The sequence below is a fragment of the Blautia massiliensis (ex Liu et al. 2021) genome (genome assembly GCF_052064225.1).
Classification (GTDB): Bacteria; Bacillota; Clostridia; order Lachnospirales; family Lachnospiraceae; genus Blautia_A; species Blautia_A fusiformis.
Genome location: NZ_JBQHWA010000022.1, coordinates 22,271 through 46,521 on the forward strand (window position 1 = coordinate 22,271; position 24,251 = coordinate 46,521).

Consider the following 24,251-nt stretch of genomic DNA (forward strand, 5'->3'; position numbering starts at 1 on the left):
TTTTAACAGAATGCGGATTGCGAATATCCGTTTGACAAAGTTATGGACAGAGTAGGTAGTCAATATGAAAAAAGAACAGATTCAGGTAGGATGTTATACGATCATAGGAGACCGGAACTCCCAGCAGGATACCATGCAGTATGCTAAAAAGGGAGATGATACGGTTCTTGCTGTGGTATGTGATGGCATGGGCGGTATGTCCGGTGGAGAAAGAGCCAGTAAGACTGCAATAGATGTGATTTTCAAAAAATTTGCAGATGATTTTCCATCAGATGAGATACAGTATACAGAATGGATGAAACGGTCCTTTGTGGAGGCAGATGAAGCAGTTGCCAGTCTTATGGATGAGGCGGGGAATATTCTTCATGCAGGTTCCACAGTGGTGGGTGTTCTGATAAAAAATAACAGAATGTACTGGGCAAGTGCAGGAGATAGTGTGATCTATTATATGGATGCTCAGGGACTTCATACGGTCACCAGAATGCATAATTATAATCTGAGACTGGAGCAGCTTCTGAATTCCGGAAAGATCTCGCTGGAAGAAGCAAAAAAAGAGAGCATGAATGGCCGCGGAGAAGCTCTGATCAGTTTTCTGGGGATAGGCGGACTTCCGCTGGTTGATTCAGGAAGTCAGGCAGTAGTAATGAAGCAGGGAGACATTGTGATCCTTGCAAGCGATGGTCTGTATAAAAGCCTTACAATGGTACAGATCCAGGCGATCATCGAGGAAAGCGGTGGAAACATGACTATCGCAGCAGAGCGTCTGTGTAAAGAAGCATGGAGGCTTGGTGAAGCAAAACAGGATAATACTACGGTGATCGCCGCCAGATACAATCCTGTAGTAAATATCTGAGCAGCTGATTGGAGGAAATAAAGTGAAAAGATGCATGAATTGCATGAGTGAATACAGTGAACAGAACAGCAGATGCCCCAAATGTGGATTTTCAGAAGCGGAAATGTTCAGGGCACAGAAGCTGCCGGAAGATATTTTAAAACCGGAAACTGTTTTGCAGGGAAGATTTGTAATAGGTCGTCCGCTCAGCTGTTCCGATTATTCCTTTGTATATATTGCATGGGATGGAGTGCTGCGCAGATGTGTGGTGATCCGGGAATATTTTCCAAAAGAACTTGCAAAAAGAGACGGAAGCAATGTGATCTGCAGCACAGAAAGAGAAAAGAATCTTTTTGAAAGAGGCAGAATGGATTTTGAAAGTGAAGCGCTGCGACTTCACTGCAATCAGGATATTAAACAGATCATAAATATATACAGGATCATAAAAGAAAATAACACAGTTTATGAAGTGATGGAATATTTGAAGGGTGTGTCTCTGGCAGATTTGATGGAAACAGGGTTTGAAGAGGCTGGAATTTATCCGAAAAATATATTAGATGAGCTTATAAATACGGTGAAGATCCTGCAGGCAAGAGGAATTGGACATTATAATCTTTCACCGGATAATATTTATATTACAGATACAGGAATAAAGCTTCTGGATTTCGGAGAAGCGAAATACAGGATGTATCGGGCCGCGAAGCGAAAAATCGTTAATTATCAGGAAGAATATATAGCACCGGAGGTGCTTTTATGCAGAGGTGTCCGCATGAATGCAGACCTGTATTCTGTGGGAATCCTGGAATATGAATTATATACCGGAAAAAAAGCACCGGTCAGCATTCGAAGACGGGGCAGAAAGAGAATTCTGAAAACCGGAAATGCGGAAAATGAAAAAGAGATCAATCTTCTTGCAGATCCAAATGCGGAAAGTCGGCCGGACAGCATAGAAGAATTCTGTAAAATAACTGGCAGAAATGATCAGGGGAGGGACTAACAGTGGACAGAAATGAGAAACAGAACTCTTTTCGAAATATCCAGAATTCCAGGGGATTTGACAAAAAGCTGAAGAAATATAAAACAGCATTTCATATCAGTCTGGCAGCAGCGGTGATATTTGCCGGTTCCACAGGAGCACTGGGTGTTCAGTATCTGAAAAATCAGGATACGGAGACAGAAACAAAAGAAGTAGAAACTGCATCTGCAGATAATAACAAAAACGATACCGCGGAAACGGAGAATGCAAAGGGAAAGGCGACAGATACAACTGATGAAACAAAGAAAACAACTGTAACGGAACCTCCGGAAGAGGCAGATGTAACACCGACAGGAGATTCGACAGAGACACCAACACCAGAAGTTACCAAAGAACCACCGCAGGCAGCAGAATTTGAAAAACTGTCAGAAGATCTTAAAGATAAGCTTCCGGAAAATACATCTGTTCATATTTCAGGTATTGGCAGTTATAATGGAAACAGCTATGGTGAGATTTCCGATACAGCATCAGATAAAATTACGGAATATGCGAAACTGTTTATTGTAGGAAAAGTCTATGATATCCTGGATGGAATCAGGGAGAATGCAGACGAAGTTGGGGATGGTGAAGAAACAGATCTTGCGAAGATTATTCTCGGAGCTTTGAACCGAAGCAGCGATGAAAATGCTGATGTTTATAATGATGAGAAGGAAAAATCCAGCCTGGAAATGCTTCTTCGTATTGGAGAGGGAGAAGATAAAAAGGATAAACGGAAGAAAGAAGAAGATTCAGATGGATATGTCAGTCAGGACAACAAAGACGAATATGATTCAGATATCAAAAAAGGCGTAGATCTGGTTAATGAATACATAAAGATTCAGCTGGATAACGATAAAAAAATAATAAAGCGTGACCTGACGAATACGATTACCCTTAAAGATTGTGAAACATATATGGGAAAACTGCTCACAGCGGAAAGTGACAATATCAGCAAATTATGTACCCGTCTCGGGTATGGAAACGATGATGCAGGAATTGTATCAGCGGTTCCGACAGATGAAAATATAACTAAGATCTGGATGTCCGGAGATGTGGCTGACAGCAGGAAATTAACGATTATGGGAATCTACGATGCGGCAGAAGGAAAAGGTTATATCCTCAGTACTCTTTATACAGACAGTATAGATGAAAAAGATCTCTCTTCCACAGTATATGATGCACTGATGGGAAGTACAGATCAAAGTACAGATCAAAACGACGGAGAAAAGGCGTAAATGTTTGATTTTCTAAAAAAAACATACAAAATAACATATTCCAGCATCAGCCTCGACGGAACAAGACCATATAACGAAGACAGCATTAAGATCCTGGATACAGAAAAAAGAAAACTCTTTATACTGGCAGATGGACTGGGAGGTTGCGGAAACGGAAAACTTGCCTCCCGGACAGCTGTGGACAGTGCAGCGGACACAGGAGAAAACAGTCAGGATTCCGGGGGAACTCTTCTGAAAGAAATTTTTGAAGTATCGCAGAAAGCAGTTACAGACAAAAAGGATAACCCTGAAAAAGGCATGGCAACCACTATGGTAGCCCTGATCATCGAAGGAAAAACAGCGCAGTGGGCTCATGTAGGGGATTCCAGACTGTACTGGTTTCGTAAAAACAAAGCCGGGACACACACGAAAGATCAGAGCGTTCCACAGATGCTGGTGAATATCGGGCAGATAAAAGAATCAGAAATACGCCATCATCCGGACAGAAGCACTCTGCTCCACACCATCGGATACCCGTGGGACAAAAATCCATGTGATGTGTCAGAACAGATCAGGCTTCGAAGAGGAGACGCGTTTCTGCTCTGCAGTGATGGATTCTGGGAAAATATAGAAGATGAGGAAATGGAACAGATCCTGGAAAAGAGTTCCGGCGCAGAAGACTGGTTAAAAGAAATGACAGAAACAGTAGAAAAGCATGCCGCAGATACGGATATGGATAACTACTCCGCAATCTGTGTATATGTAGAATAAAAAGCAGAGGAAGGAAAGACATGGAGCTGATAAAATGTGAGAATGGGCATTTTTATGATCTGTCGAAATATGACAGTTGCCCATACTGCAGGAAAAAGAAAGAAGAAGCTTCCCAGCTGCAGCAGAAAATATCGGCAGCTCCGGTATTTCGGGTTCAGAATGACAACATAAATGAAGCAGTGACGATGGCTATGCCGGCAGGCGGCGAACAGGAGATTTTTCTGCAGCATTCAGGAGACGGGATATCCGCAGGCGTTTCCGCTACCGATGATCAGGTTACGATGGCATTTTATACAGGAACAGGAGGCGTTTCCTGTATTACCGGCTGGCTGGTATGCGTGCAGGGACCGGAAAGAGGAAAAGACTACCGGATTTTTCACGGAATGAACTGGGCTGGCAGGGATGTGGACATGGATATTTATCTTCCGAAAGATGAGATGATCTCAAGGAGAAAACATTGTGCCATTGTTTATGACGATAAATCCAACCGTTTCTTTATTGTAGACGGCGGAGTGGGGCTTACTTATCTGAATGACCATCTTGTAAAACAGAATGAAGTTCTGAAGCTGGGAGATGTAATTACAATAGGAAAAAGTAGATTTGAGTTTGTACCATTTTGCAGGGAGGGACATCAGTGGAGTTGAAAAAGAAAAAAATAATGGCAGCTATTGCGGCAGTATTCTGGTGCGTTCTGCTCAGTATAACACCTGTATTTGCAGCAGGAGATGATTACAGGATCGAGCAGCTGTATATCAATATGCCGGATGTAACTGCATATTACCGGAGTTCACAGGGCGACAGTGATCTGGAAGCATACCTTGGCGGTGAGAAATTAAGTCTGAAGGATGTAGAGAATTTTGAAAAAACAGGGGAAGCTGTTGAATATTACATATTGGTAGATATTTCCAGTTCCCTGCCGCAGGAACGTTTTGTAGATATCAAAGCAGCTCTGACACAGTTCCATTCTGAATTAAGAGAAAACGACAGTATGGTCTTAATAACTTTCGGAAATGAAGTGAAACAGATCCTGAATGGAACGGAAGATCAGGATACAGCTGCAGCTGCGATCAGTGCACTGAACAATGACAATGGCAATACAGTATTATTTGATGCGATCAATACAGCAGCAGATATGATCTGGAAAGAGGGAGCAAGTTCTGAAAAGCGAAGGATCATTACCGTGATCTCTGACGGAAAAGACTGTGCAGACGATACAAGAAGCGCGGAAAGTACAGAAAGCACATTAAAATCCAGAGGAATTCCTATTTATACCATGGCGATGGAAAACATCGAGGGAGATTCAGAAGTAGAAACCCAGAATTACCGGGGAAAATTTGCTGCGATGGCCAGGGATACAGGCGGTGTGCCATGGACAGTTTCCAGCGGACAGAACACTCTTGACGGCCTGCATACGATCAGGGACGCAGTCATGAGCAGCTACCGGGCCAGATTTACAGCATCCAGCAACCGGGTAAGCAACAAGAAAGAAGATTTTGTTCTGAAATTCTTAAGTGCAGGAAATATGTCAGATACCTGTTCCGTTCTGGTGAGCAGAGGACAGAAAGATGATACTGCACCGGAGATCCAGTCAATAGAAAGCAAAAAAGCAAACAGTATTTCCATCACATTCAGCAAACCTGTAGAAAATGCAAAAGAAGCAGGAAATTACAGCGTGACCAGAGATGGGGAAGCTGTTCCTGTGAAACAGGTAGTTGCAGGAGAAAATTCTGCAACAGAGATCACGCTTTTGTTTGACGAAGATCTTTATGAAGCAGATTATGTGATCAAACTTAAAAACATCACAGATCAGTCAAATGAGAAAAATGCTCTTGTGCAGAACGAGATAAAATTATCAACAGACTGGCCGAAGCCAAAAGCATCAGTTATCGAAATGATCCTGAAATGGTGGCCACTGGTACTGACTGCTGTATTTGTGATCCTGATCGTGGTTGTAGTGATTGTTCTTCGGAATATCAGAAAAAAGAAAAATGTACTGATCATCGATGACCAGGTAGTCAGAGCTGATGAAGTGGAAGAACGGAAACATATCCGCATGGATCAGACAGCAGGCAAAAATATCGTGATCTCCATCAGCAATGGAAGAGATATGCCAAAGAGAATGGAATATGTTCTTAAGGGAAGCGCAATCATTGGAAGAGCAGCAGAATGTGATATTTACTGTGATGATCCGATGATGTCGAAACAGCATTTTGCACTGGAAGACATGAATGGAAATATTTTTATCTATGATCTTCAGAGCAAAAATGGAACGAGAGTCAATGGAATGCCGGTGAAAGAAAAATATCCGCTGCATTCCGGTGATGAAATAAAAGCAGGAAACCTGAAATTCAGGATCGAATGGAACCAGGGAGGGAAAAAAGTATGAGCTATGAGTACAGAAAGCTGAATGATCAGAGGAGAATGTGGAAATACATTGTGTTTGGAATCCTTACATTGGGTATTTACCCGCTTATTCTTATGTACACTATGAACAATGATATTAACACGGCCTGCAATGCTGTGCAGGATGAAGATGAGTATAAATCGCCAAATTATATTATCGTTATTCTGCTGAGTATTATTACTCTTGGTATTTATCATTTTTTCTGGTATTATAAGCAAGGTAATCGTATACAGCATGTTGGTGCCAAGTATGGAATAATGATCGATGAGAAAGGAAGCACCTATCTTTTATGGATAATAGCAGGCGCATTTCTGTTTGGTATTGGACCTTATGTTGCTATTTATCTGCTGATCAACAATTCAAACAGAATCTGTAAGGCATATAACAGCAGGGAAGAGAGTATACCGGGAAATATTGTAGATCCTGATCCGGTTTATCCGAATCATTCAGTATCCGGACCGGGCAGTGAGACAGTGAAACTTGAATCTGGAAATCTTGGAATCAGGGATGATGAGCCAACAACAGGAATGAAAGCGATAGGAACACTTCGTTTTATAAAAGGTAATTTCAGCGGAAATGAGATTGATATTAAATCACAGCAGGAAATTATGATAGGAAGAAGCAGTCAGCAATGTCAGATCATTTTGACAGAGCAGGATATCAGCCGAAAGCATTGTTCTGTTAAATACGAATGTATGGGAAGTACAGGTGCTTATTATGTAACAGATTATTCAACATTTGGTGTTGTTGTTAATGATTCACAGAAACTGGAAAAAGGTGTAACCCAGAAACTTCCAAGGGGAACAAAACTTACTCTTGGACAGGGAAGCAATGAGATGATCTTAGGCTAAAAGGAGGGAATAAAGATGGGAGCAAAATTAACACAGTGCCCGAATGGACATTATTATGATTCTGAACAGTATACAAAGTGTCCATATTGCCAGAATACAGGCAATAATGCTTTTGATGATACAGACAGAGTAACTGATTCATTTATACCTGCGTCAAATTCAGGATTTGGTTTTGGTGGAAACAATGCCAGAACCATGCCGATCGGTCACATTTCTGATCCGGCACCTGCAGGCCATTTTGGAAAAACTTCTGATGAAGGAGCAACCCGTCCGCTGAATCAGCAGGGCAATGCGAATGCAATGTATAAAGATGCTTATGATGAGGGAAAGACGGTACCATATTTTGGCGGTTTTCCGGATTCTTCCGATGTTCCAACTGGAAATAATACAGCATCAGGAGATTCATTTTCGGGAAATGTAAAAAATCCGAAACCAGTTGTAGGATGGCTTGTATGTATTGAGGGAACGAATTATGGATATAGTTTCTGTCTGTATGCAGGCAAGAATTTTGTGGGCAGAGCTTCTGATATGGATATCTGCCTTAAGGGAGATGACAGCGTGTCACGTACAAAACATGCTATCATTACATATGAACCAAGAGAAAGAAAGTTTTTTGCTCAGCCGGGTGAGTCACATGAACTGTTTTATGTAAATGATAACGTAGTTTTGACGAGTGCAGAATTGAAAGACAGGGATGAAATATCTGTGGGAAAAACAAAATTGGTGTTTGTTCCATTCTGTGACTCAAAATATGGATGGGATAAATGAAAGAAAAAAATAAACTGAAAATTGCTGTCGCAACTCACAAAAGATTTCAAATGCCGAAACAGACAGGATATTTTCCCTTACATGTAGGAAAAAGCAGACATACGCAGAAACTTGCAGAATATATAGGGGATGATACAGGAGACAACATTTCAGATAAAAATCCATTTTTCTGCGAGCTGACAGGATTATACTGGTTGTGGAAAAATACAGATTCGGAATATGTAGGAATGGTTCATTACCGCAGATATTTCCGATCATTAAAGATGCATCACGGAAAGAACCGTATGAATTATATTTTGCAGGAGCCGGAAGTACTTCGGCTCCTGCAAAAATATGATATTATACTTCCGAAAAAAAGACATTATATAATAGAAACATTATATACGCATTATTCTCATACGCATTATGTGGAACATCTGGATTGTATGAGAAATATTTTGAAGGAAAAAGAAAACTCTTATGTACCGGCTTTTGACAAGGTCATGAAGAGAAGAAGTGCACATATGTACAATATGTTCATTGCGAAAAGAGAAATCTGCGATGCATATTGTGAATGGCTTTTTCCGCTTCTGCTGGAACTGGAAGAAAGGATAGATCTGGATTCCTATGATCCATATCAGGCAAGACTGATCGGCAGGGTGGGAGAACTTCTATTGGATGTATGGATCACAAAGAACCATATCCGGTATTGTGAAGTTCCGGTCCTCTACATGGAAAAAATCAACTGGATACATAAAGGAAAGGCGTTTCTGAAAGCGAAATTTTTAGGAGAAAAGTATGATTCAAGTTTCTGATACAGATCTCAGTATTATTGTTCCGGTATATCAAGCTTCCGAAGAGCTTCTTCTTCGTTGTCTGAAAAGTGTACAGGAGATTCCGAACCTCACGAGAGAAGTAATTCTGGTAGCAGATGGAAAGGATCAGACCGCCTGCTTCAGTCAGACTGTGCGGGAATTTTCAGAAACATCAGATTTTCAGATCTGTTTCCTGGAGAAGGAACATGAGGGTGTTTCTGCTGCAAGAAATTATGGACTGAGCCATGCACATGGAACCTGGATCTTTTTTATGGATGCAGATGATTACATCTGTGGAGAAGCTTTTGAAAAGGTCTGTCCCATGCTCAAAAAAGAGGCTGCGGATCTGGCTGTCATGGATTATTCCATGGTACAGGGCGCGGAATGCAGACGCCATTATTATAAAAAAGAAAAGGAAAGTATAGATCTGTCCCGTTTTCAGGCAGATATCCTGAAGCCTCAGTCCGGAGCTGGCTTTGTCTGGGCCAAGCTTTACCGCAGAAAGTGGCTTGAAGAATCGGGAATCCGTTTTGATACGGAGCTGTCAGCAGCAGAAGATGCGGAATTTATGATTGCTGCGGCGTTGAAAAAACCAAGGATCATAAATGTACCGTATAACAGCTATTATTACTGCTACAATCCGGAGTCAGCAGTTCACAGCTTCCGTCAGGATTATGCAGACCGTTATATCAGCGGAATGAAAAAGATAAAAGCTGACCTGGAGAATGCGGATATGATGAAAAATCTGCAGGATGAATATGACAGCTGCGTTTTGTATCACCTTCTTTTAATTGCAGTGAATTTTTCTTTCCATCCGGAGAATCCGACAGTAGGAAAAAAAAAAATTAAAGAGTTTCAGATGCTTACCAGACAGGAGATTTTTAAGGAATCCCTGAAAAATGTCCACCCTGAAAATTTTTCAGCTACAAGAAAGGTAACACTGATCTGTATTCAGCTTCATTTATACAGGATCGTGCAGATGATCGCACGGATAAGACACAGACAGCGCGGAAGATGAGGAAACAGAATTATGCATAAGATACTGGTATTTGGAATGACAGAAAATCCAGGAGGAGTAGAAAGCTTTCTGTACAATTATATATCAGAAATGGATCCGAAAGATTTCCAGTTTGATTTTTTATGTAATTCCTATGAGAAAGTAGCATATGAAGAAAAGCTTATAAAGAGAGGCTGCAAGATGATCCATTTTACAGCCAGAAGCAAAAATTACAGAAAATATAAACAGGAGATCCTGAAATTCTTCAGTGACCACGGAAAAGAATATGAATGTATCTGGGTCAATGTAAGCAGTCTGGCAAATATTGATTATTTGAAATATGCCAAAAAATATGGAATCCCGAAGCGTATCATCCACAGCCACAACTCAAAAAACATGGATTCCTGGCTGCGTGGAGAAGTTCATCATCTGAATCGTCTTGTAATCGAAAAATTTGCCACAGATTTCTGGGCCTGTTCAGAAGCTGCTTCAGACTGGTTTTATAAAGACTCTCTTAAAAGCAAAGTACGCATTATCCATAATGCGATCTCAACAGAGAGAATGCAGTATGATCCGGGAAAACGCCAGCAGTTAAGAGAAAAACTGGGATTTCAGGATGCTTATATTATGGGAAATGTGGGAAGACTGCATTTTCAGAAAAACCAGGAATTTCTGCTGAAGATTTTTGCAGGTACTGTAAATAAAATAGAAAACGCCCGTCTTGTTCTTGTAGGACAGGGAGAAGATGAGGAGAAGTTAAAGAATCTTGCAACAGAACTTGGAATTGAAAAATATATATACTGGGCAGGTGTGCAGAAGGATATCTGCCAGTGGCTCAGTGCCTTTGATCTTTTTGTTTTTCCGTCATTGTTTGAAGGGGCACCGATCGCAGCATTGGAAGCGCAGGCAAACGGACTGCCCATGCTCATGTCAGAACAGGCCGTACCGGAGACATGTGTGCTGAATGGAAATTGCAGGCGTATTTCCTTGGAGGCACCTGAAGAAAAATGGACAGATGAACTGCTTTATATGGTCGAACATGGAAAAAGAGAAGAAGCGGCCGTGATCCGGAAGAATTTTGAGAATGGTGGTTATGACATTCATACGGAGGTAAAGAAAATTGAAAAACTTCTGTGTTATTGAAAAAAACAGCCGGGAAAATCATGCCGGTTCCAAGGCCAGAAATGATGTGGCTGAGATTCTGGAAAGGTGTGGGTATACACCGATCTGCGTACATCACAGTGAAGAAAAAGGGACCATAGATAAATTAAAAATGTCAGCTCTGACTTTGGCTGACTGGAATCATGTCAGCAAAGTGACCGGGCACAGCAGCAGGATCATCATACAGTATCCTCTGGCAATGTATCCGAAGGTCAGTCGCCTTGCAGTACCTTTTGTGCGCAGGATGAAAAAGAAAAATGTGAAGATCATTCTTCTTATCCATGATCTGGAAAGTCTCAGAGGACTTGATTTTGAATCAGAAAGGGAATTTCTGGAGCTTGCGGATGAAGTGATCGTCCATAATGAAAAAATGAAGCAATATCTTCTGGAAAAAGGATATCATTTTCAGAAGATATATATACTGGGATTTTTTGATTATTTAATACCGGAGTTCAGAGCTGAGGCAGAAAGAAACCGTTATGAGATTGCAGTTGCGGGAAATCTGAAACCTGAAAAATGTGGATTTTTGAATGAACTTACACAGATTAAAGGAAACCTGGAGTATCATTTGTATGGTCCGAATTATAAAGAAGAAAAAAAAGATCCCAGAGTAGTTTACGAAGGACAGTACACTCCGGAACAGCTCCCGTCAGTTATGAAAGAAGGCTGGGGACTTGTCTGGGACGGTGGAAGTATTCATGAATGTGAAGGGACATTTGGCGGTTACCTGAAATTTAATAATCCTCATAAAGCATCGTTATATCTGGCAAGCGGGATTCCGGTGATCATATGGGACCAGGCTGCTATTGCACCATGGATACGGGAACAGAAATTAGGGATTACTGTCAAAAGTTTGCAGGAGATTCCTGGTATTATAGATAAGATGAGTGAAGGGGAATACCAGGAGCTGATTGAAAATGTAAGGAGAACAGGAATGCACCTCAGGGAAGGCAGATCCCTGAGAAAGATTACAGATGAGATAGAAAGTAATGAACGATAACAGCACAAAAATAAGAAAAAAATTATTTTACACAGGCCTTTTTCTATATTGTGTTCCGACCATTCTGCAGACAACCTTGTTGGTGGAGAATTCGTATTTCAGCGAATTGTTTGTCTGGCTGAGGTATATTGCTTTTGGCCTGGGAATTGTTTTGATTGCAGAAGAACAGGTCATATGGGAAAGAGGAAGAAAATTTCATCTGGAATTTTCAGATATCCGGAGAAGCATATGGTGCTTTGCGATTCTGGCTGTTGCAGGGATCAGTTCTCTGATTTCCGATGACCGCTCGTTTCTGGCCTGCATAATATTCATTATGGCATCCGGCGGTATGGATCTGGATAAGATTGTGAAATCTGTTTTTGCTATGCTGACAGGAACCGTACTTCTGACTGTAGGATTATGTAAAGTCGGACTGATCGAAGATCTTATGTTTAAAAGGCAGGATATCCCGATACGTCATGCGCTGGGATTCAATTATCCAAGTACCGTAATGTCATATCTGTTTTTTGCAGTTGCGCTTTACTGCTGGATCAGAAAAATGAAGTGTTCCCTGATTGAATTTTTGATGATCGAGGTTTTGAATGTTATTCTTTTTAAGCTGACGGATTCAAGATTTGGTTTTCTTATGACTGCTGTAATGACTGTCGGAGTATATGTTTATATGCTTATCCGGAGAAAATATCCGGAAAGCGATATTTTCCGGAACAGGATCATAGGATTCCTGGCTGATGGTTTCGGGATTTTTATGACGATAGTTACAGCTGCGCTTTGTGCAGTGTTTCAGACTGGTTTCGGACAGTTCATGAACAGATTACTGACAAAGAGAATTCAGTATATGGTGTCCGGGTTCCGCAATTATGGTGTTCACTTATTTGGAAAGAATATAGAATGGATCGGATTCGGTGGTTCAGATAATACGGACAGCCTTCTGGCCAGCTATAATTTTGTAGATAATTCTTATGTCCGGATTCTTATGAATTATGGTGTTCTGACATTTATACTGACACTTATTATACTTGTGGTTATTTGCAGGGCTGTTCGGCAGCAGTATTCAGACGGAAGGATCTTTCTGATTCTTTGCGTACTTTTGTACTGTTTCATAGAACCCCGGCTTACAGATATTTATGTAAATCCGTTTCTGTTTGCGGCAGCACCGTTTATCAGAGGAACATTTTTAGGAAAAGAGAAGCGGAAGAGATGATGGAAGAAAAAGAAAGCAACATATTTTTTAAAGTTTTGAAAGGAATCGGAGTTGTTCTGAGTGTAGTGTTCGTGTTTGTGGCAGTGCTTGTCACCTGTGCAGCAAAGTGGGCACTGAAAACCTGGAATCATCTTACTGCGGACGAGCTTCTGTTTCATCTGCGCGCACCATTGCAGGGTACTAATCAGGCAATGATCGATGAGTTTATAAAAAAATGTACAGTTCCTGCAGTGATAATTGCCGTTGCTGCTGCTGTGATCCTGGCAGTTTCAGCTGCGATGAAAAAACGCCGTATTTTTCGGGGCTTTTGTATAGTCATATGGTTAGTTTCGGCAGGAATTACCACATTTTCTGCGGTAACGTTCTGGAAAAGCATAGATTTTGGATCTTATCTCAGCAAGCAGGGACAGTATTCAGAACTGATTGACGGATTTTATGTAGATCCTGACAGCGTAGATATCAGATTTCCCGAAAAAAAACGAAATCTTGTATATATATACATGGAATCCATGGAAACAACTTATACAGACAAAGAAAACGGGGGCGGTTTTCAGGATGATTATATCCCGGAGCTTACCGATCTTGCACAGAAGAACGAAGATTTTTCCGGCACAGATAAAAAACTTAACGGCGGTTATGTTGTTCCGGGAACAGGTTTTACTATGGGAGCTATTTTTGGACAGTCTTCAGGCATACCGTTAAAGACTTCTATCGATGCAAATGAGATGGACACAAGAAGCAGTTTTTTTTCGAACACTGTGACACTTGGGGATATCCTCGGGCAGCAGGGATACAAACAGGTATTTATTCTTGGGTCAGAAGCTGCTTTTGCAGGAAAAGACCATTTCTTCAAACAACATGGAAATTTTGATATAATAGATTACAATAATGCGAAAGAGCAGAAACTGATCCCGGAAGATTATAAAGTCTGGTGGGGATTTGAAGACAGACGTTCTTTTGCGTTCGCGAAAGAGAAAATGCAGGAGCTGTCTCAGAGCGGACAGCCATTCAATATAAGTATACTTACTGTTGACACACATTTTGAAGATGGATATGTCTGTGAATTATGTAAAGATCAATGGGAGGGAAATCAGTATGCAAATGTGATCTCCTGTTCAAGCAGACAGATCAGTGAGTTTGTAGACTGGATCAGACAGCAGGATTTTTATGAAGATACAACGATCGTTCTTGTCGGAGACCATACAACTATGGATTCTGATTTCTGTGATTCTGTTTCCGGGGATTACGAAAGAAGAGTATATACTGCGTTTATTAACTCGGCTGTGAAACCACAGCAGGAAGATAAAAGAGAATATACATTGCTGGATTATTTTCCGACAACACTGGCTGCACTGGGTGCAGAAATCGATGGAAACCGTCTGGGGCTGGGAACCAATCTGTTTTCCTATGAACAGACGCTGGTTGAACGTTTCGGGCTTAGTACAGTGGACGATGAATTGGAGAAAAAATCCCGTTTTATGGAAAAAATGGAAAAACAGGATGAATAGTATCCGCAGAAAGGAAAAGGAAGGAGAAATATACTATGGATTTTTCAAGATTATGTATTAACTGTATGAAAGAAAAGGATCCGGAGCAGAATATATGTCCCCATTGTCATTTTGACCAGAGTACATATACTATGCCGCCGTATGTTTTATCACCATATACTGTGCTGAATGGAAGGTATCTGGTAGGAAAGGTTCTTGGAAAAGGAGGATTTGGAATTACTTATATTGCAATGGATATGATGCTTGAGCGAGTTGTGGCTATCAAGGAGTTTTTTGTCCAGGGATATATGTACAGAGATAACAGTACATCCACTTCTATATCAGTAAGTACCAATGCAGGTGATTCACAGGAACAGTATTACCAGCTTAATCGTGAAAAATTCGAGAGAGAAGCCAAGATCATAGCACATCTGGATAATCTTACCGGAATTGTAAAAGTTTATGATTTCTTTTATGAGAACGATACCGTTTATATGGTACTGGAATATCTGGACGGGATCAACCTTAAAGAATATGTAAAAGAACACGGCGGAAAACTCAGTGTAAATGAAGTGATTTCAAAACTGGATTCTGTTATGGAATCTCTGCAGAATCTTCATGAACATGGAATCCTTCACAGAGATATCAGTCCGGATAACATGATGGTTATGGGAGATGGTTCTCTGAAGCTTCTTGATTTTGGAGGCGCGAAGATACAGGCAAATACAGGCCTGAGCAATATGGTCATAGCAAAAAAAGGCTATACACCGATCGAGCAGTACCATACAGATGGAAACCAGGGCGCATGGACAGATGTTTATGCAATGGCAGCTACCATTTATTACTGTATTACAGGGCAGGTTCCGGAGGAATCTATCCAGCGTGTGGAAAAAGATACATTGAAAAAACCTTCAGAGCTGGGGGCTGCTATGCCGGGGAAACAGGAAGAAGTTCTTTTAAAAGCCCTTGCTGTCAGAGGACAGGACAGATACCGTTCTATGGAAGAATTCCGAAGTGAACTTATCAAGTCAGAAAAAGAACGGAAAAAAGAATCTCCGAAAGAAAAGAAAGTATTTACCGGTGTGGCTGTAGCAGCAGTTGCTGTCGGAATTATTGCAGGTGCAGGCTTTGGAGGAGCCAAAGGTCAGCAGCCCTCTCTTGACGTCAGGAGCATTCCGGAACAGCTGGATGAAAACACTGCTTTTACAGAGACTGATCCTCTTGTGATTAAGGGAAACAATCTCGGTGCAGTAGACAGCCTGTATCTGAACAATAAAAAGATCGAAAACCTGAAGATCGTGGAGAAATCCAGCAAAGAGCTTAAAGTTGCTTTTTCTGTACCATCAGAGACCGGAGAACTTTCTTTTTATGCGAAATCTCACTTTATGGGAATCTTTTCTTCTTCATCAGATAAGGCAGACATTGAAATATATGATTCTCAGATCAAAGTTCCAAAGATTACGGAACTGGTAAAGAATGGAAGAAGCATCAGCGGCGAGTCAATTCGTATGAAAGAAGCATTTACGCTGGGAATTAAAGCATCAGATCTGCCGGAAAATGCCGTTGTTTATGTAAATGGACAAGAATTAAAAGACGGCAAGGTCAAAGACGGAGTTCTGAATGTACAGGTTGATGATAAACTTATTGCAGAGATCAATAAAGCAAAGAAGATTACAGTACAGATCTGCCCACAGACAAAAGAAGGGCATGCGACTTCAGTTAAGAGTGATGCGGTGGAGAAGGAAGTTTATGAGAGACTGGTAGATAATTCCTGGGTGAATGATTTCCAGGGAGATGTATATCAGATCGTAAACATTGCCGGAATTGACAATACAAAAGAAGCAGTAAATGCAAAACTGGATGATCTTTATGATCAGGGTGTACGTTATGTGAAATACAGTCAGCAGTATGGAATCGATCTGAAGATTATCACAGATTATATTAAAACAAAAGATGATATGAAACTGGTTGTGGATCTTACAGGAGAGGCTGAGAGACAGAAAATATACAATGTGCTCAGAGAGGACGGAGATATCCTGTCTGTGATCGGAGTTGTTGACAGTCCAGCAACGTTTGAGGAATGGAGCAGTATAAACAAGGCACAGGATATGCTTCGGATATTATTCATGGCAGATAATGACGGTATGACTTTACAGCAGTCACTGGATTACTGGAAACGTTATAATATCCGTGCAATAGGTTTTAATATGGACAGCTACTGGAGCAGTACAGATTTGAGAAATGAAGATAAAATAAGAGAATGTAATTTTTCATTCTTTTGTGAAGCTGCCGGGAATGATCTGGAAGCAGATTATCTGAAAAATCCTGAGGAGTATTCAGATGATGGATCAGATATAAAAGGTGTTACAGGATTTATGACAATAGTCGGCACTCCAAATTACTGTAAACAGATAGCAGGATCTCTGAATAAGGCAAAATATTTCCGTGATGCATCTGATGGTTCCGCAATGAAAGATTATTTGAACGCATTGAAAAACTCCGGTTATACCGTAATGTTTGCTGCAAAAGACGACAGCAAAGAAATTGATAATATAGCAGGCGAACTGAATGCACTGGGACTTCATAGTACAGTCCTTGGAGCTGATGAGGCATTCCGAAACGGATATGTTGCTGTGGTAAAAACAAACGCAGATGGCAGTAAACCGAAACTGGTTCTGGAACAGAGCAAGTCTTCAGAGGACGGAGTACCGCTGGAAGCTGATTATACAGCAGATAACGGACGAGTATTCCACCTTAAGAGCAACGGAAGGAAAAATGACAATGATGATGCATCGCCGGTAGCAGAGATTTTCTGCGGTACAGCACAGTACGCACCAAATGAAGCAGGCCTTAACATAGTTGTTTATGATGAAAAAAATGACTGCATTGTAGACAGGATCTGGTATGATGCATGGAATAACCAGGGAAATGATAATCCGCCAATTTCCAAAAATCATGGAAAAGAATGGATCTCACTGAAATATCTGGACAAAAAAGAAGAAAGAAAACAGCAGATCATAGATTACTTTAATGTGCTTGCAGAAAATAAAGATAATCTTATGATCGCCATGGCTGTAGGAGATGATGGAACAATCAATATGGATGCGGATATCCAGGCAGCACTGAGCAAGATTGGTGTGACTGCGGCATTTGACGGAAAGGATGGCTTACAGAAGAGCTATGCAGGTCTGTTTGCAGATGATCTTGGAGAGATCAGTTATACGAACGGATCAAATGATGCATTTTCTGATATGAAGATCACATTAAATGACTTCAGCTATGATGGCCATACATTTAATATTGTCAGTGAGGGCCACGGACTGGAAGATTCCCTTGCACAGATTATTATGGACGATCAGGAAATGACGAACAGTCTGAGAGGATTACATATTCTTGTTTATGATAAGAGTACACATCAGCCGGTCAATTACAGCTGGATCGACTGCTATGACAATCTGAAATTCAATTCAATTGATCTAACAGCACAGAATGATTAAAAATGAAAAATATTTTTGAAAATATGTATTTGTTGTACTTCGGACTGATCACAGCGATGGCATTTAAAGATACTACGATGTGTCCCTATGGATGGACAGATACACAGCTTTATCTGGTATTTCTCTTTGGGATTTTGGTGGTATTTGCGAAAGCGGCCAGTGATCAGTCCTGGAAATGGTACGAAATTATACTTGCGGCAGCAGTGGCAGCAGTGCTGTCTCTCAGCTGGCATCATTACATGCGAAGATATATATTAGAACTTGTAGTTCTGATCATCGGGGCACGAGGTGTGGATTCTGGCAGAGTGATCAAAGTTTTTCTGGCAGTGTCCACTGGGTGTGTGCTGATTACAATGACAGCGGCACTGACAGGAAAAATTGAAAATCTTGTTTATGTGCAGAAAGAGCGGGGAGGCATTACCAGAATCGCTTTTGGGGGAATTTATCCTACAGATTTTTCTGCGCACATATTTTTTACAGCAGCCTGTTATCTGTGGCTCAGGATTCGGAATATCCGATACAGAGACTTGGTACTGACGGCAGCACTGGGAGCATTTTGCATGCATTTCTGCGGGGCGAGAACAAGTGCACTGGGACTTTGGATCCTGACATTATTTTTCCTGTTAAAGAAAAAAAATATATTGAAAGAAAATAAAAAAATTCAGTATATCAGCTGCTTCTGTATGCCAGTCTGCGCTGCTGGTTCGATATTGCTTGCATTGTTTTACAGACAGGATATTGGCTGGATGAAAATGCTTGATAAAATTTTAAATACGCGGTTATCACAGGGACATGAGGGATTTCAGAGATATTCTATTCCGTGGCTTGGACAGGAAGTACTTATGAAAGGAAACGGCGGTTCTGTCCATATAGGAAAAGATATGGGATATTTTTTCCTGGATTCCTCTTATATCAATATTCTTTTACAGTACGGGATCCTGGTGCTGGCACTGCTTATGGTATTATCCGTGTATATTATGTTCCGGCTGATGAATGCAGGAATGTCCGGCAGAATGCTTATTCTGGCAGTTGTTTCCCTTTGCTGCGTTATGGAACAGCATCTTATGGAGATCGCATATAATCCTTTCTGGCTGATTGCAATGACGGGAATAATGATATCTGACAGGAAAGAAAACGCATTTATGGAGGAAAAGGCAAAGCAATGAGAGAAATTCATAATATTGCAATATTTGGACATAAGAGAATTCCTTCTAGGGAAGGCGGAGTTGAAATTGTTGTTGAAGAACTGGGCACACGTCTGGTTCAGAATGGTTATCATGTAACCTGTTTTAACAGAAAAGGTCATCACGTCAGTGGGGCACAATTCGACAAAAAAGCAGTACATGAATATAAAGGGATTGATATACAGTATGTTTTTACCATTGAAAAAAAGGGGTTTGCAGCATTAACAGCGTCATTTTTTGCCGCATTGCGGACTGCTTTCGGAAAATATGATGTAGTTCACATCCATGCGGAAGGACCGGCTTTTTTCTGCTGGCTGCCCAAACTTTTCGGAAAAAGAGTTGTCTGTACCATCCATGGGATAGACTGGGCCCGTGAAAAATGGAATAACGGCATTGCCTCAAAGTTTATCCACATGGGAGAAAGAAGTGCTGTCCGCTATGCGGATGAAATTATCGTTTTGAACAAAGGTGAGCAGAAATACTTCTGGAAACAATACAGAAGAAAAACCTGGCTGATTCCCAACGGTGTTAATCGGCCGGTTCTCAGAAAGGCAAAACTTATTTCCGAAAAATGGGGACTGGAAAAAGATAATTACATTCTTTTTCTTGGACGTATCGTACCGGAAAAAGGACTGCGTTATCTGATCGAAAGTTTTGAAAAAGTAAAAACAGACAAAAAACTGGTTATTGCCGGAGGAGTAAGTGATACCGGAGAATTTCTGGAGGAACTAAAAGAGCAGGCAGCCGGTAATGACAGAATTATTTTTACAGGTTTTATACAGGGAAGACTGTTGGGAGAACTTTACAGTAATGCATATATTTATACATTACCCAGTGACCTGGAAGGCATGCCTTTAAGCCTGATGGAAGCAATGAGTTACGGAAACTGCTGTTTAACATCAGATATTTCGGGATGCACAGGTGTAATAGAGGACTGCGGTGTAACTTTTCACAAGGGAGATGTGAATGACCTGAAGAATAAACTTCAGTATCTTTGCGATTATGCAGAAGAAGTAAAAAAATATAAAGAAAGATCATCAGATTTTATATGCGGCAAATATGACTGGGACCGTATCGTTCAGGAAACCATAAAGTTATACAAAGGATGAATGAGGAATCAGACGTGAGAAATACAGACAAAAACAGATCCGCGACTTATAATTTTATAATGAATGTAATTCTTACAGGAAGCAATATCCTGTTTCCGCTCCTTACATATCCATATGCCTCCAGAATTTTGAAACCATATGGAATGGGAATGGTAAGTTTTGCAAATGCAGTGATCACATATTTTACCATGTTTGCGCAGCTGGGTATTCCAACATATGGAATACGTGTATGTGCAAAGGTAAGAGATGACCGCGAAAAATTAAGCCGTACAGTACAGGAGATACTTATTATCAATATGGTTACATGTTTCCTGTCATATGCTGCATTTTTTGTTGCAGTATTCTGCAATGCAAGACTTCGCCAGGAAAAAACGCTGTTTCTTGTTATGAGCGTGCTGATATTTTTTAATACTCTTGGTGTGGAGTGGTTGTATAAAGGACTGGAACAGTATACTTATATTACAGTACGCTCCATTATTTTTAAATTTATCGCATTCGTATGTATTTTTGTATTTGTACATAACAGTGACGATTATGTAGTTTATGGTTTTCTTACCGTGCTTGCATTGGTAGGTTCCAATGCCATGAATTTTATTAATCTCCATAAGATGATATCAGTTTGTCCCACAGGAAATTATCATTTCCGGCAGCATATGAAACCGATCCTGGTTTTTTTCGGAATGTCCATTGCGACTACGATCTATACAAATATGGACAGTGTTATGCTTGGTTTTATCAAAGGAGCAGACGAGAACGGCTGTTATGATGCAGCTGTAAAGATCAAAAATATCCTTGTCAGTGTAGTAACTTCACTGGGAACCGTTCTGCTTCCGAGAGTTTCCTATCACTGGGAAAAAGGAAACAAAAAAGAATTCTGGACACTGGCAAAAAAAGCAGCAGCTTTTGAGATCATAGCAGGAGGATCACTGGCAGTATTTTTTATTATATTTGCTCAGCCGACGATCTATCTGGTATCCGGAAAACTTTTCGAGAGAGCGATCCTGCCGATGGAGATCATTATGCCAACGCTGTTTCTGATCGGACTTAGCAATATTACAGGAATACAGATCCTGATTCCTATGGGAAAAGAAAAATATGTACTGTATTCAGAGATTGCAGGGGCAATCGTTAATTTGATCGTGAACGCGGTCCTGATTCCGCGGCTTGGAGCTTCAGGAGCAGCGATCGGCACAGTATCCGCAGAATTTATCGTTCTGATTTATCAGATGTGTGTTCTGAGAAAAGATCTGGGAAAACTTTTTAAAGGAATACAGATCTGGAAGATCATTACCGCAATTGGGCTGGCGGTACTGGCTTCGCTTGCAGTCCGCCGAAGCAGTCTTCCGGTATTTCTGAGTCTGCTTGCAGGAGGAATCTTTTTCTTTGCAGTGTATGGGATCGTGCTATTGATCCTCAGAGAATCTGTAGTGTGGGAATACTGGAATACAGGAAAGTCATATATAAATAAATTTTTGAAAAACAGGCACTGAATCCAGGAGGTGTGGCGTATGAAAAAGAAACTGATACCTTTTGTCCTGACATTTGGACTGGTGGGCATCACAGGATGTATGGGAATGCTGCCCGAGAATCAACAGGAGGTAAATGCTATGGAAAAGAATACAGAGCTGACACAGGAGAAAAAAGATCTTCTGAAAAAAATTTCTACAGATGAGAAAAGGATAGAAGAGGGAAAACTCTATGACTGGCAGACAGAGCTTTTAAAACAGTATGATCATGCAATGGAATATCTGGAAAAAAAATATCCGTCTCATAAATTTGCATTTACAGATTGTAAACCCAGGGAGAAAGGCAGCAGCTTTTCCACATTCTGGTTCCAGGAAGACGGTGGAAAAGACACCTTCGAACTGCAGCTCACTGTGGATAACGACAAAAAATATGATTGTCAGGATAATTATTACGGAGAGATCCTGAAAGACAGTTACGAGTCCGCATTGCTTTCTCTGCTTCAGAAAGAAGTGCCGGAATGTGCAGCTGTTGCCACCAGTTTTTCAACTGTGCAGGGAGAAAAATTTGATGAACAGCTTACCGGTCAGGAAGTACTGGAAGGAAATGATAAGCTTACCAACATGACAGAGATTTATGTGTTGGAAACAGATGCGTCCAATGCAAAGATTCTTGCGGATAAGATACAGAGCCGGATCGAGGAGAAAAAAATCTATGGAAGTTACTATGTAGAAGTAATGAATGCAGAACCTGAAGATCCGAAAGACGGGGAGAGCTGGAAGGAATTCCGGAAAGAAAAAGGCAGCACAGCTCTTGTATTGGAACAGAAGTTTAACCAGTTTAACTGACAGGAGGTACTGCAATGGGACAGTTATCAACAGAACAGGTACTGCTTCTGAATAATCTGATGTATATGAACGGTACTGCTCCGTTTACGGATATTTCCGCATATGAAGGACGTACAGTAGGAGATCTGGTCCGTGACATTGATGTAAACCAGTTTAAAAGCAATACGGAATATACCACATATACCAACGGCGATGAATGGCGCGATATTATAAGTGCCATTCAGTCCGATGATACTTTATGTAATACAAGGATTGAGTCCTGTTATCAGGGGACCGATGAGGGAAAATCTGTACTTTTTAGCAATCCGTCTGATAATGAGGCAATCGTGGTTTTTCAGGGAACTGTTTCCGGTCAGGAATGGAAAGACAATTTTCAGGGCGGTGCAGGAACAGACCGGCCGGACGGTGTATCTACACGAGGCCAGGAAAAGGCGCTGGAATGGTTTCAGTCCCAGAATCTTGACGGATACGACAGTGTTACAGTCTCCGGCCATTCCAAAGGTGGAAATAAAGCGAAATATGTTACAGTAATGGACGATTCTGTGGACAGATGTCTTTCTTTTGACGGACAGGGATTCTCCGATGAATTTATCGCAAAATATCAGGACAGGATCGCAGATAATCAGTATAAGATACATAATCATAATACTTCCGGAGATTATGTAAATATTCTTTTGAATGATATCGGGGAAAAGACCTATTACAAGGGCTATAACTATGGCAAAGGAAAATTTCTGGAAAACCACTGTCCCAATACTTTTTTCAAATTTAATAAGGACGGAAGCTACGAGCTGATCGAAACCGGTCAGAATAAGGATGTTCAGAATCTGGATGAATTTCTGAACAATTATCTTCGCAGCATTCCGGAAAAAGACAGGCAGCAGACTCTGGAACTGATCGGAGATATGGTTCAGCAGAGTAATATAGAAGGAAGCACTTATAAAGATCTGCTGAATATTTTCTTTGACGGTTCCAATTCGGACCGTGGAGCAGATCTGATCGCCTATTTTATAAAATATGAGCAGCAGAATCCGGAACTTGCACAGTCCATCCGTAATGTCCTGGATGATATGGGATACGGAGAATATATCAGATATGTTGATATTGTGGAAGACATTATGGACAGCAAGTATTTTGACAAGCTTCTGGATGGTGTGGACTGGATCGGCGGAAAACTTCCGGACTGGTTAGTAAAAAAGATCGCTACTCTTATCAAAGATAAATGGGGTGTGGAACTGACACCGGAACAGATCAGGATGCTTCTTAAAATGATCCATAACGTTAATACAAAAATGGACAGTATCGTTATCCGTAATAACGGTGCCGACCGGAAAGTAAAAGATACTGTTTCCATGGCCAGCGGGAACTTTGAGGTGGTTCCTGATATTCTCAGCAGTTCTTCAGAGCTCCTGAACAGTCAGAGTCAGATCTTTGCAGAGATCGCAGATACTATCTCATCAGTGAATTCAGGTCTTGGAATCAGTTTTATCACATTAAGACCCATGATAAAAATGCAGGAAGAACAGGTGAAAAAATGTGGAAAAGCCTGTGAGCAGCTTGGAAAGGCTTTGGAGGAGATCTCACAGAAATATACAGTTACAGAGAAAAACAATGTGGGGAAGATGAATCTGTAACATCCATTGGGAGGTGTTGG

At 40.9% G+C, this 24,251-nt stretch carries 20 protein-coding genes; all 20 read left to right on the forward strand.

The window, feature by feature from the left end; translation table 11 throughout:
* Positions 1-64: 64 nt before the first annotated feature.
* From ACTNDQ_RS10185 to ACTNDQ_RS10280, 20 genes are read left to right on the forward strand one after another with little or no spacing between them, the layout of a single operon-like run.
* Positions 65-853, forward strand: coding sequence for a PP2C family protein-serine/threonine phosphatase (locus ACTNDQ_RS10185; protein WP_441064522.1), 789 nt, complete (start codon positions 65-67; stop codon positions 851-853).
* A gap of 43 nt (positions 854-896) precedes the next feature.
* Positions 897-1,829: a serine/threonine protein kinase gene (locus tag ACTNDQ_RS10190; protein ID WP_441064523.1), complete on the forward strand. Its 933-nt coding sequence runs from the start codon at positions 897-899 to the stop codon at positions 1,827-1,829.
* 2 nt (positions 1,830-1,831) lie between these two features.
* Complete coding sequence (locus ACTNDQ_RS10195) at positions 1,832-3,082, forward strand: hypothetical protein (RefSeq protein WP_441064524.1); 1,251 nt, start codon at positions 1,832-1,834, stop codon at positions 3,080-3,082.
* Positions 3,083-3,832 (forward strand): PP2C family protein-serine/threonine phosphatase, encoded by a 750-nt coding sequence (locus ACTNDQ_RS10200; protein ID WP_441064525.1) that lies wholly within the window; start codon positions 3,083-3,085, stop codon positions 3,830-3,832.
* 20 nt (positions 3,833-3,852) lie between these two features.
* Positions 3,853-4,476, forward strand: coding sequence for an FHA domain-containing protein (locus ACTNDQ_RS10205; protein ID WP_441064526.1), 624 nt, complete (start codon positions 3,853-3,855; stop codon positions 4,474-4,476).
* Positions 4,467-6,218 (forward strand): FHA domain-containing protein, encoded by a 1,752-nt coding sequence (locus ACTNDQ_RS10210; protein WP_441064528.1) that lies wholly within the window; start codon positions 4,467-4,469, stop codon positions 6,216-6,218. Before ACTNDQ_RS10205 ends, ACTNDQ_RS10210 begins: the two co-directional genes overlap by 10 nt.
* The gene (locus tag ACTNDQ_RS10215) at positions 6,215-7,087 is read left to right on the forward strand and encodes a DUF4234 domain-containing protein (RefSeq protein ID WP_441064529.1); all 873 of its coding nucleotides are present in this window, start codon (positions 6,215-6,217) and stop codon (positions 7,085-7,087) included. Before ACTNDQ_RS10210 ends, ACTNDQ_RS10215 begins: the two co-directional genes overlap by 4 nt.
* Positions 7,088-7,102: 15 nt before the next feature.
* On the forward strand, positions 7,103-7,855 hold the full coding sequence (locus ACTNDQ_RS10220) for an FHA domain-containing protein (RefSeq protein WP_441064530.1): 753 nt from the start codon (positions 7,103-7,105) through the stop codon (positions 7,853-7,855).
* Positions 7,852-8,649, forward strand: a complete 798-nt coding sequence (locus tag ACTNDQ_RS10225) for a DUF4422 domain-containing protein (RefSeq protein ID WP_441064531.1) — start codon at positions 7,852-7,854, stop codon at positions 8,647-8,649. Before ACTNDQ_RS10220 ends, ACTNDQ_RS10225 begins: the two co-directional genes overlap by 4 nt.
* The gene (locus ACTNDQ_RS10230) at positions 8,633-9,667 is read left to right on the forward strand and encodes a glycosyltransferase family 2 protein (protein WP_441064533.1); all 1,035 of its coding nucleotides are present in this window, start codon (positions 8,633-8,635) and stop codon (positions 9,665-9,667) included. The genes ACTNDQ_RS10225 and ACTNDQ_RS10230 overlap by 17 nt, the downstream gene beginning before the upstream one ends.
* Before the next feature lie 12 nt (positions 9,668-9,679).
* The gene (locus ACTNDQ_RS10235) at positions 9,680-10,789 is read left to right on the forward strand and encodes a glycosyltransferase family 1 protein (protein ID WP_441064535.1); all 1,110 of its coding nucleotides are present in this window, start codon (positions 9,680-9,682) and stop codon (positions 10,787-10,789) included.
* Entirely contained in the window at positions 10,767-11,807 is a 1,041-nt protein-coding gene (locus ACTNDQ_RS10240) for a hypothetical protein (RefSeq protein ID WP_441064536.1), read from the forward strand. Before ACTNDQ_RS10235 ends, ACTNDQ_RS10240 begins: the two co-directional genes overlap by 23 nt.
* The gene (locus ACTNDQ_RS10245; protein WP_441064537.1) at positions 11,797-13,008 is read left to right on the forward strand and encodes a hypothetical protein; all 1,212 of its coding nucleotides are present in this window, start codon (positions 11,797-11,799) and stop codon (positions 13,006-13,008) included. Before ACTNDQ_RS10240 ends, ACTNDQ_RS10245 begins: the two co-directional genes overlap by 11 nt.
* The gene (locus ACTNDQ_RS10250) at positions 13,005-14,516 is read left to right on the forward strand and encodes a sulfatase-like hydrolase/transferase (RefSeq protein WP_441064538.1); all 1,512 of its coding nucleotides are present in this window, start codon (positions 13,005-13,007) and stop codon (positions 14,514-14,516) included. The genes ACTNDQ_RS10245 and ACTNDQ_RS10250 overlap by 4 nt, the downstream gene beginning before the upstream one ends.
* A gap of 35 nt (positions 14,517-14,551) precedes the next feature.
* Positions 14,552-17,992 carry a protein kinase domain-containing protein gene (locus ACTNDQ_RS10255; protein WP_441064539.1) on the forward strand — a complete coding sequence of 1,147 codons (3,441 nt, stop codon included), beginning with the start codon at positions 14,552-14,554 and terminating at the stop codon, positions 17,990-17,992.
* 2 nt (positions 17,993-17,994) lie between these two features.
* Complete coding sequence (locus ACTNDQ_RS10260) at positions 17,995-19,158, forward strand: hypothetical protein (RefSeq protein ID WP_441064540.1); 1,164 nt, start codon at positions 17,995-17,997, stop codon at positions 19,156-19,158.
* The gene (locus tag ACTNDQ_RS10265) at positions 19,155-20,285 is read left to right on the forward strand and encodes a glycosyltransferase family 4 protein (protein WP_441064541.1); all 1,131 of its coding nucleotides are present in this window, start codon (positions 19,155-19,157) and stop codon (positions 20,283-20,285) included. The genes ACTNDQ_RS10260 and ACTNDQ_RS10265 overlap by 4 nt, the downstream gene beginning before the upstream one ends.
* 14 nt (positions 20,286-20,299) lie before the next feature.
* Positions 20,300-21,775, forward strand: a complete 1,476-nt coding sequence (locus ACTNDQ_RS10270) for a flippase (protein ID WP_441064542.1) — start codon at positions 20,300-20,302, stop codon at positions 21,773-21,775.
* Positions 21,776-21,793: 18 nt separating this feature from the next.
* On the forward strand, positions 21,794-22,597 hold the full coding sequence (locus tag ACTNDQ_RS10275; protein WP_441064543.1) for a hypothetical protein: 804 nt from the start codon (positions 21,794-21,796) through the stop codon (positions 22,595-22,597).
* A 14-nt stretch (positions 22,598-22,611) separates the two neighbouring features.
* Positions 22,612-24,231: an Mbeg1-like protein gene (locus ACTNDQ_RS10280; RefSeq protein WP_441064544.1), complete on the forward strand. Its 1,620-nt coding sequence runs from the start codon at positions 22,612-22,614 to the stop codon at positions 24,229-24,231.
* The last annotated feature ends 20 nt before the right edge of the window (positions 24,232-24,251 follow it).

Excerpts from the sequence above, each read along its gene's own strand:
- ACTNDQ_RS10185 (WP_441064522.1), top strand. The coding sequence starts at position 65 with ATGAAAAAAGAACAGATTCAGGTAGGATGTTATACGATCATAGGAGAC.
- ACTNDQ_RS10190 (WP_441064523.1), top strand. The coding sequence starts at position 897 with ATGAGTGAATACAGTGAACAGAACAGCAGATGCCCCAAATGTGGATTT.
- ACTNDQ_RS10200 (WP_441064525.1), top strand. The coding sequence starts at position 3,083 with ATGTTTGATTTTCTAAAAAAAACATACAAAATAACATATTCCAGCATC.
- ACTNDQ_RS10205 (WP_441064526.1), top strand. The coding sequence starts at position 3,853 with ATGGAGCTGATAAAATGTGAGAATGGGCATTTTTATGATCTGTCGAAA.
- ACTNDQ_RS10215 (WP_441064529.1), top strand. The coding sequence starts at position 6,215 with ATGAGCTATGAGTACAGAAAGCTGAATGATCAGAGGAGAATGTGGAAA.
- ACTNDQ_RS10220 (WP_441064530.1), top strand. The coding sequence starts at position 7,103 with ATGGGAGCAAAATTAACACAGTGCCCGAATGGACATTATTATGATTCT.
- ACTNDQ_RS10225 (WP_441064531.1), top strand. The coding sequence starts at position 7,852 with ATGAAAGAAAAAAATAAACTGAAAATTGCTGTCGCAACTCACAAAAGA.
- ACTNDQ_RS10230 (WP_441064533.1), top strand. The coding sequence starts at position 8,633 with ATGATTCAAGTTTCTGATACAGATCTCAGTATTATTGTTCCGGTATAT.
- ACTNDQ_RS10235 (WP_441064535.1), top strand. The coding sequence starts at position 9,680 with ATGCATAAGATACTGGTATTTGGAATGACAGAAAATCCAGGAGGAGTA.
- ACTNDQ_RS10245 (WP_441064537.1), top strand. The coding sequence starts at position 11,797 with ATGAACGATAACAGCACAAAAATAAGAAAAAAATTATTTTACACAGGC.
- ACTNDQ_RS10250 (WP_441064538.1), top strand. The coding sequence starts at position 13,005 with ATGATGGAAGAAAAAGAAAGCAACATATTTTTTAAAGTTTTGAAAGGA.
- ACTNDQ_RS10255 (WP_441064539.1), top strand. The coding sequence starts at position 14,552 with ATGGATTTTTCAAGATTATGTATTAACTGTATGAAAGAAAAGGATCCG.
- ACTNDQ_RS10260 (WP_441064540.1), top strand. The coding sequence starts at position 17,995 with ATGAAAAATATTTTTGAAAATATGTATTTGTTGTACTTCGGACTGATC.
- ACTNDQ_RS10265 (WP_441064541.1), top strand. The coding sequence starts at position 19,155 with ATGAGAGAAATTCATAATATTGCAATATTTGGACATAAGAGAATTCCT.
- ACTNDQ_RS10275 (WP_441064543.1), top strand. The coding sequence starts at position 21,794 with ATGAAAAAGAAACTGATACCTTTTGTCCTGACATTTGGACTGGTGGGC.
- ACTNDQ_RS10280 (WP_441064544.1), top strand. The coding sequence starts at position 22,612 with ATGGGACAGTTATCAACAGAACAGGTACTGCTTCTGAATAATCTGATG.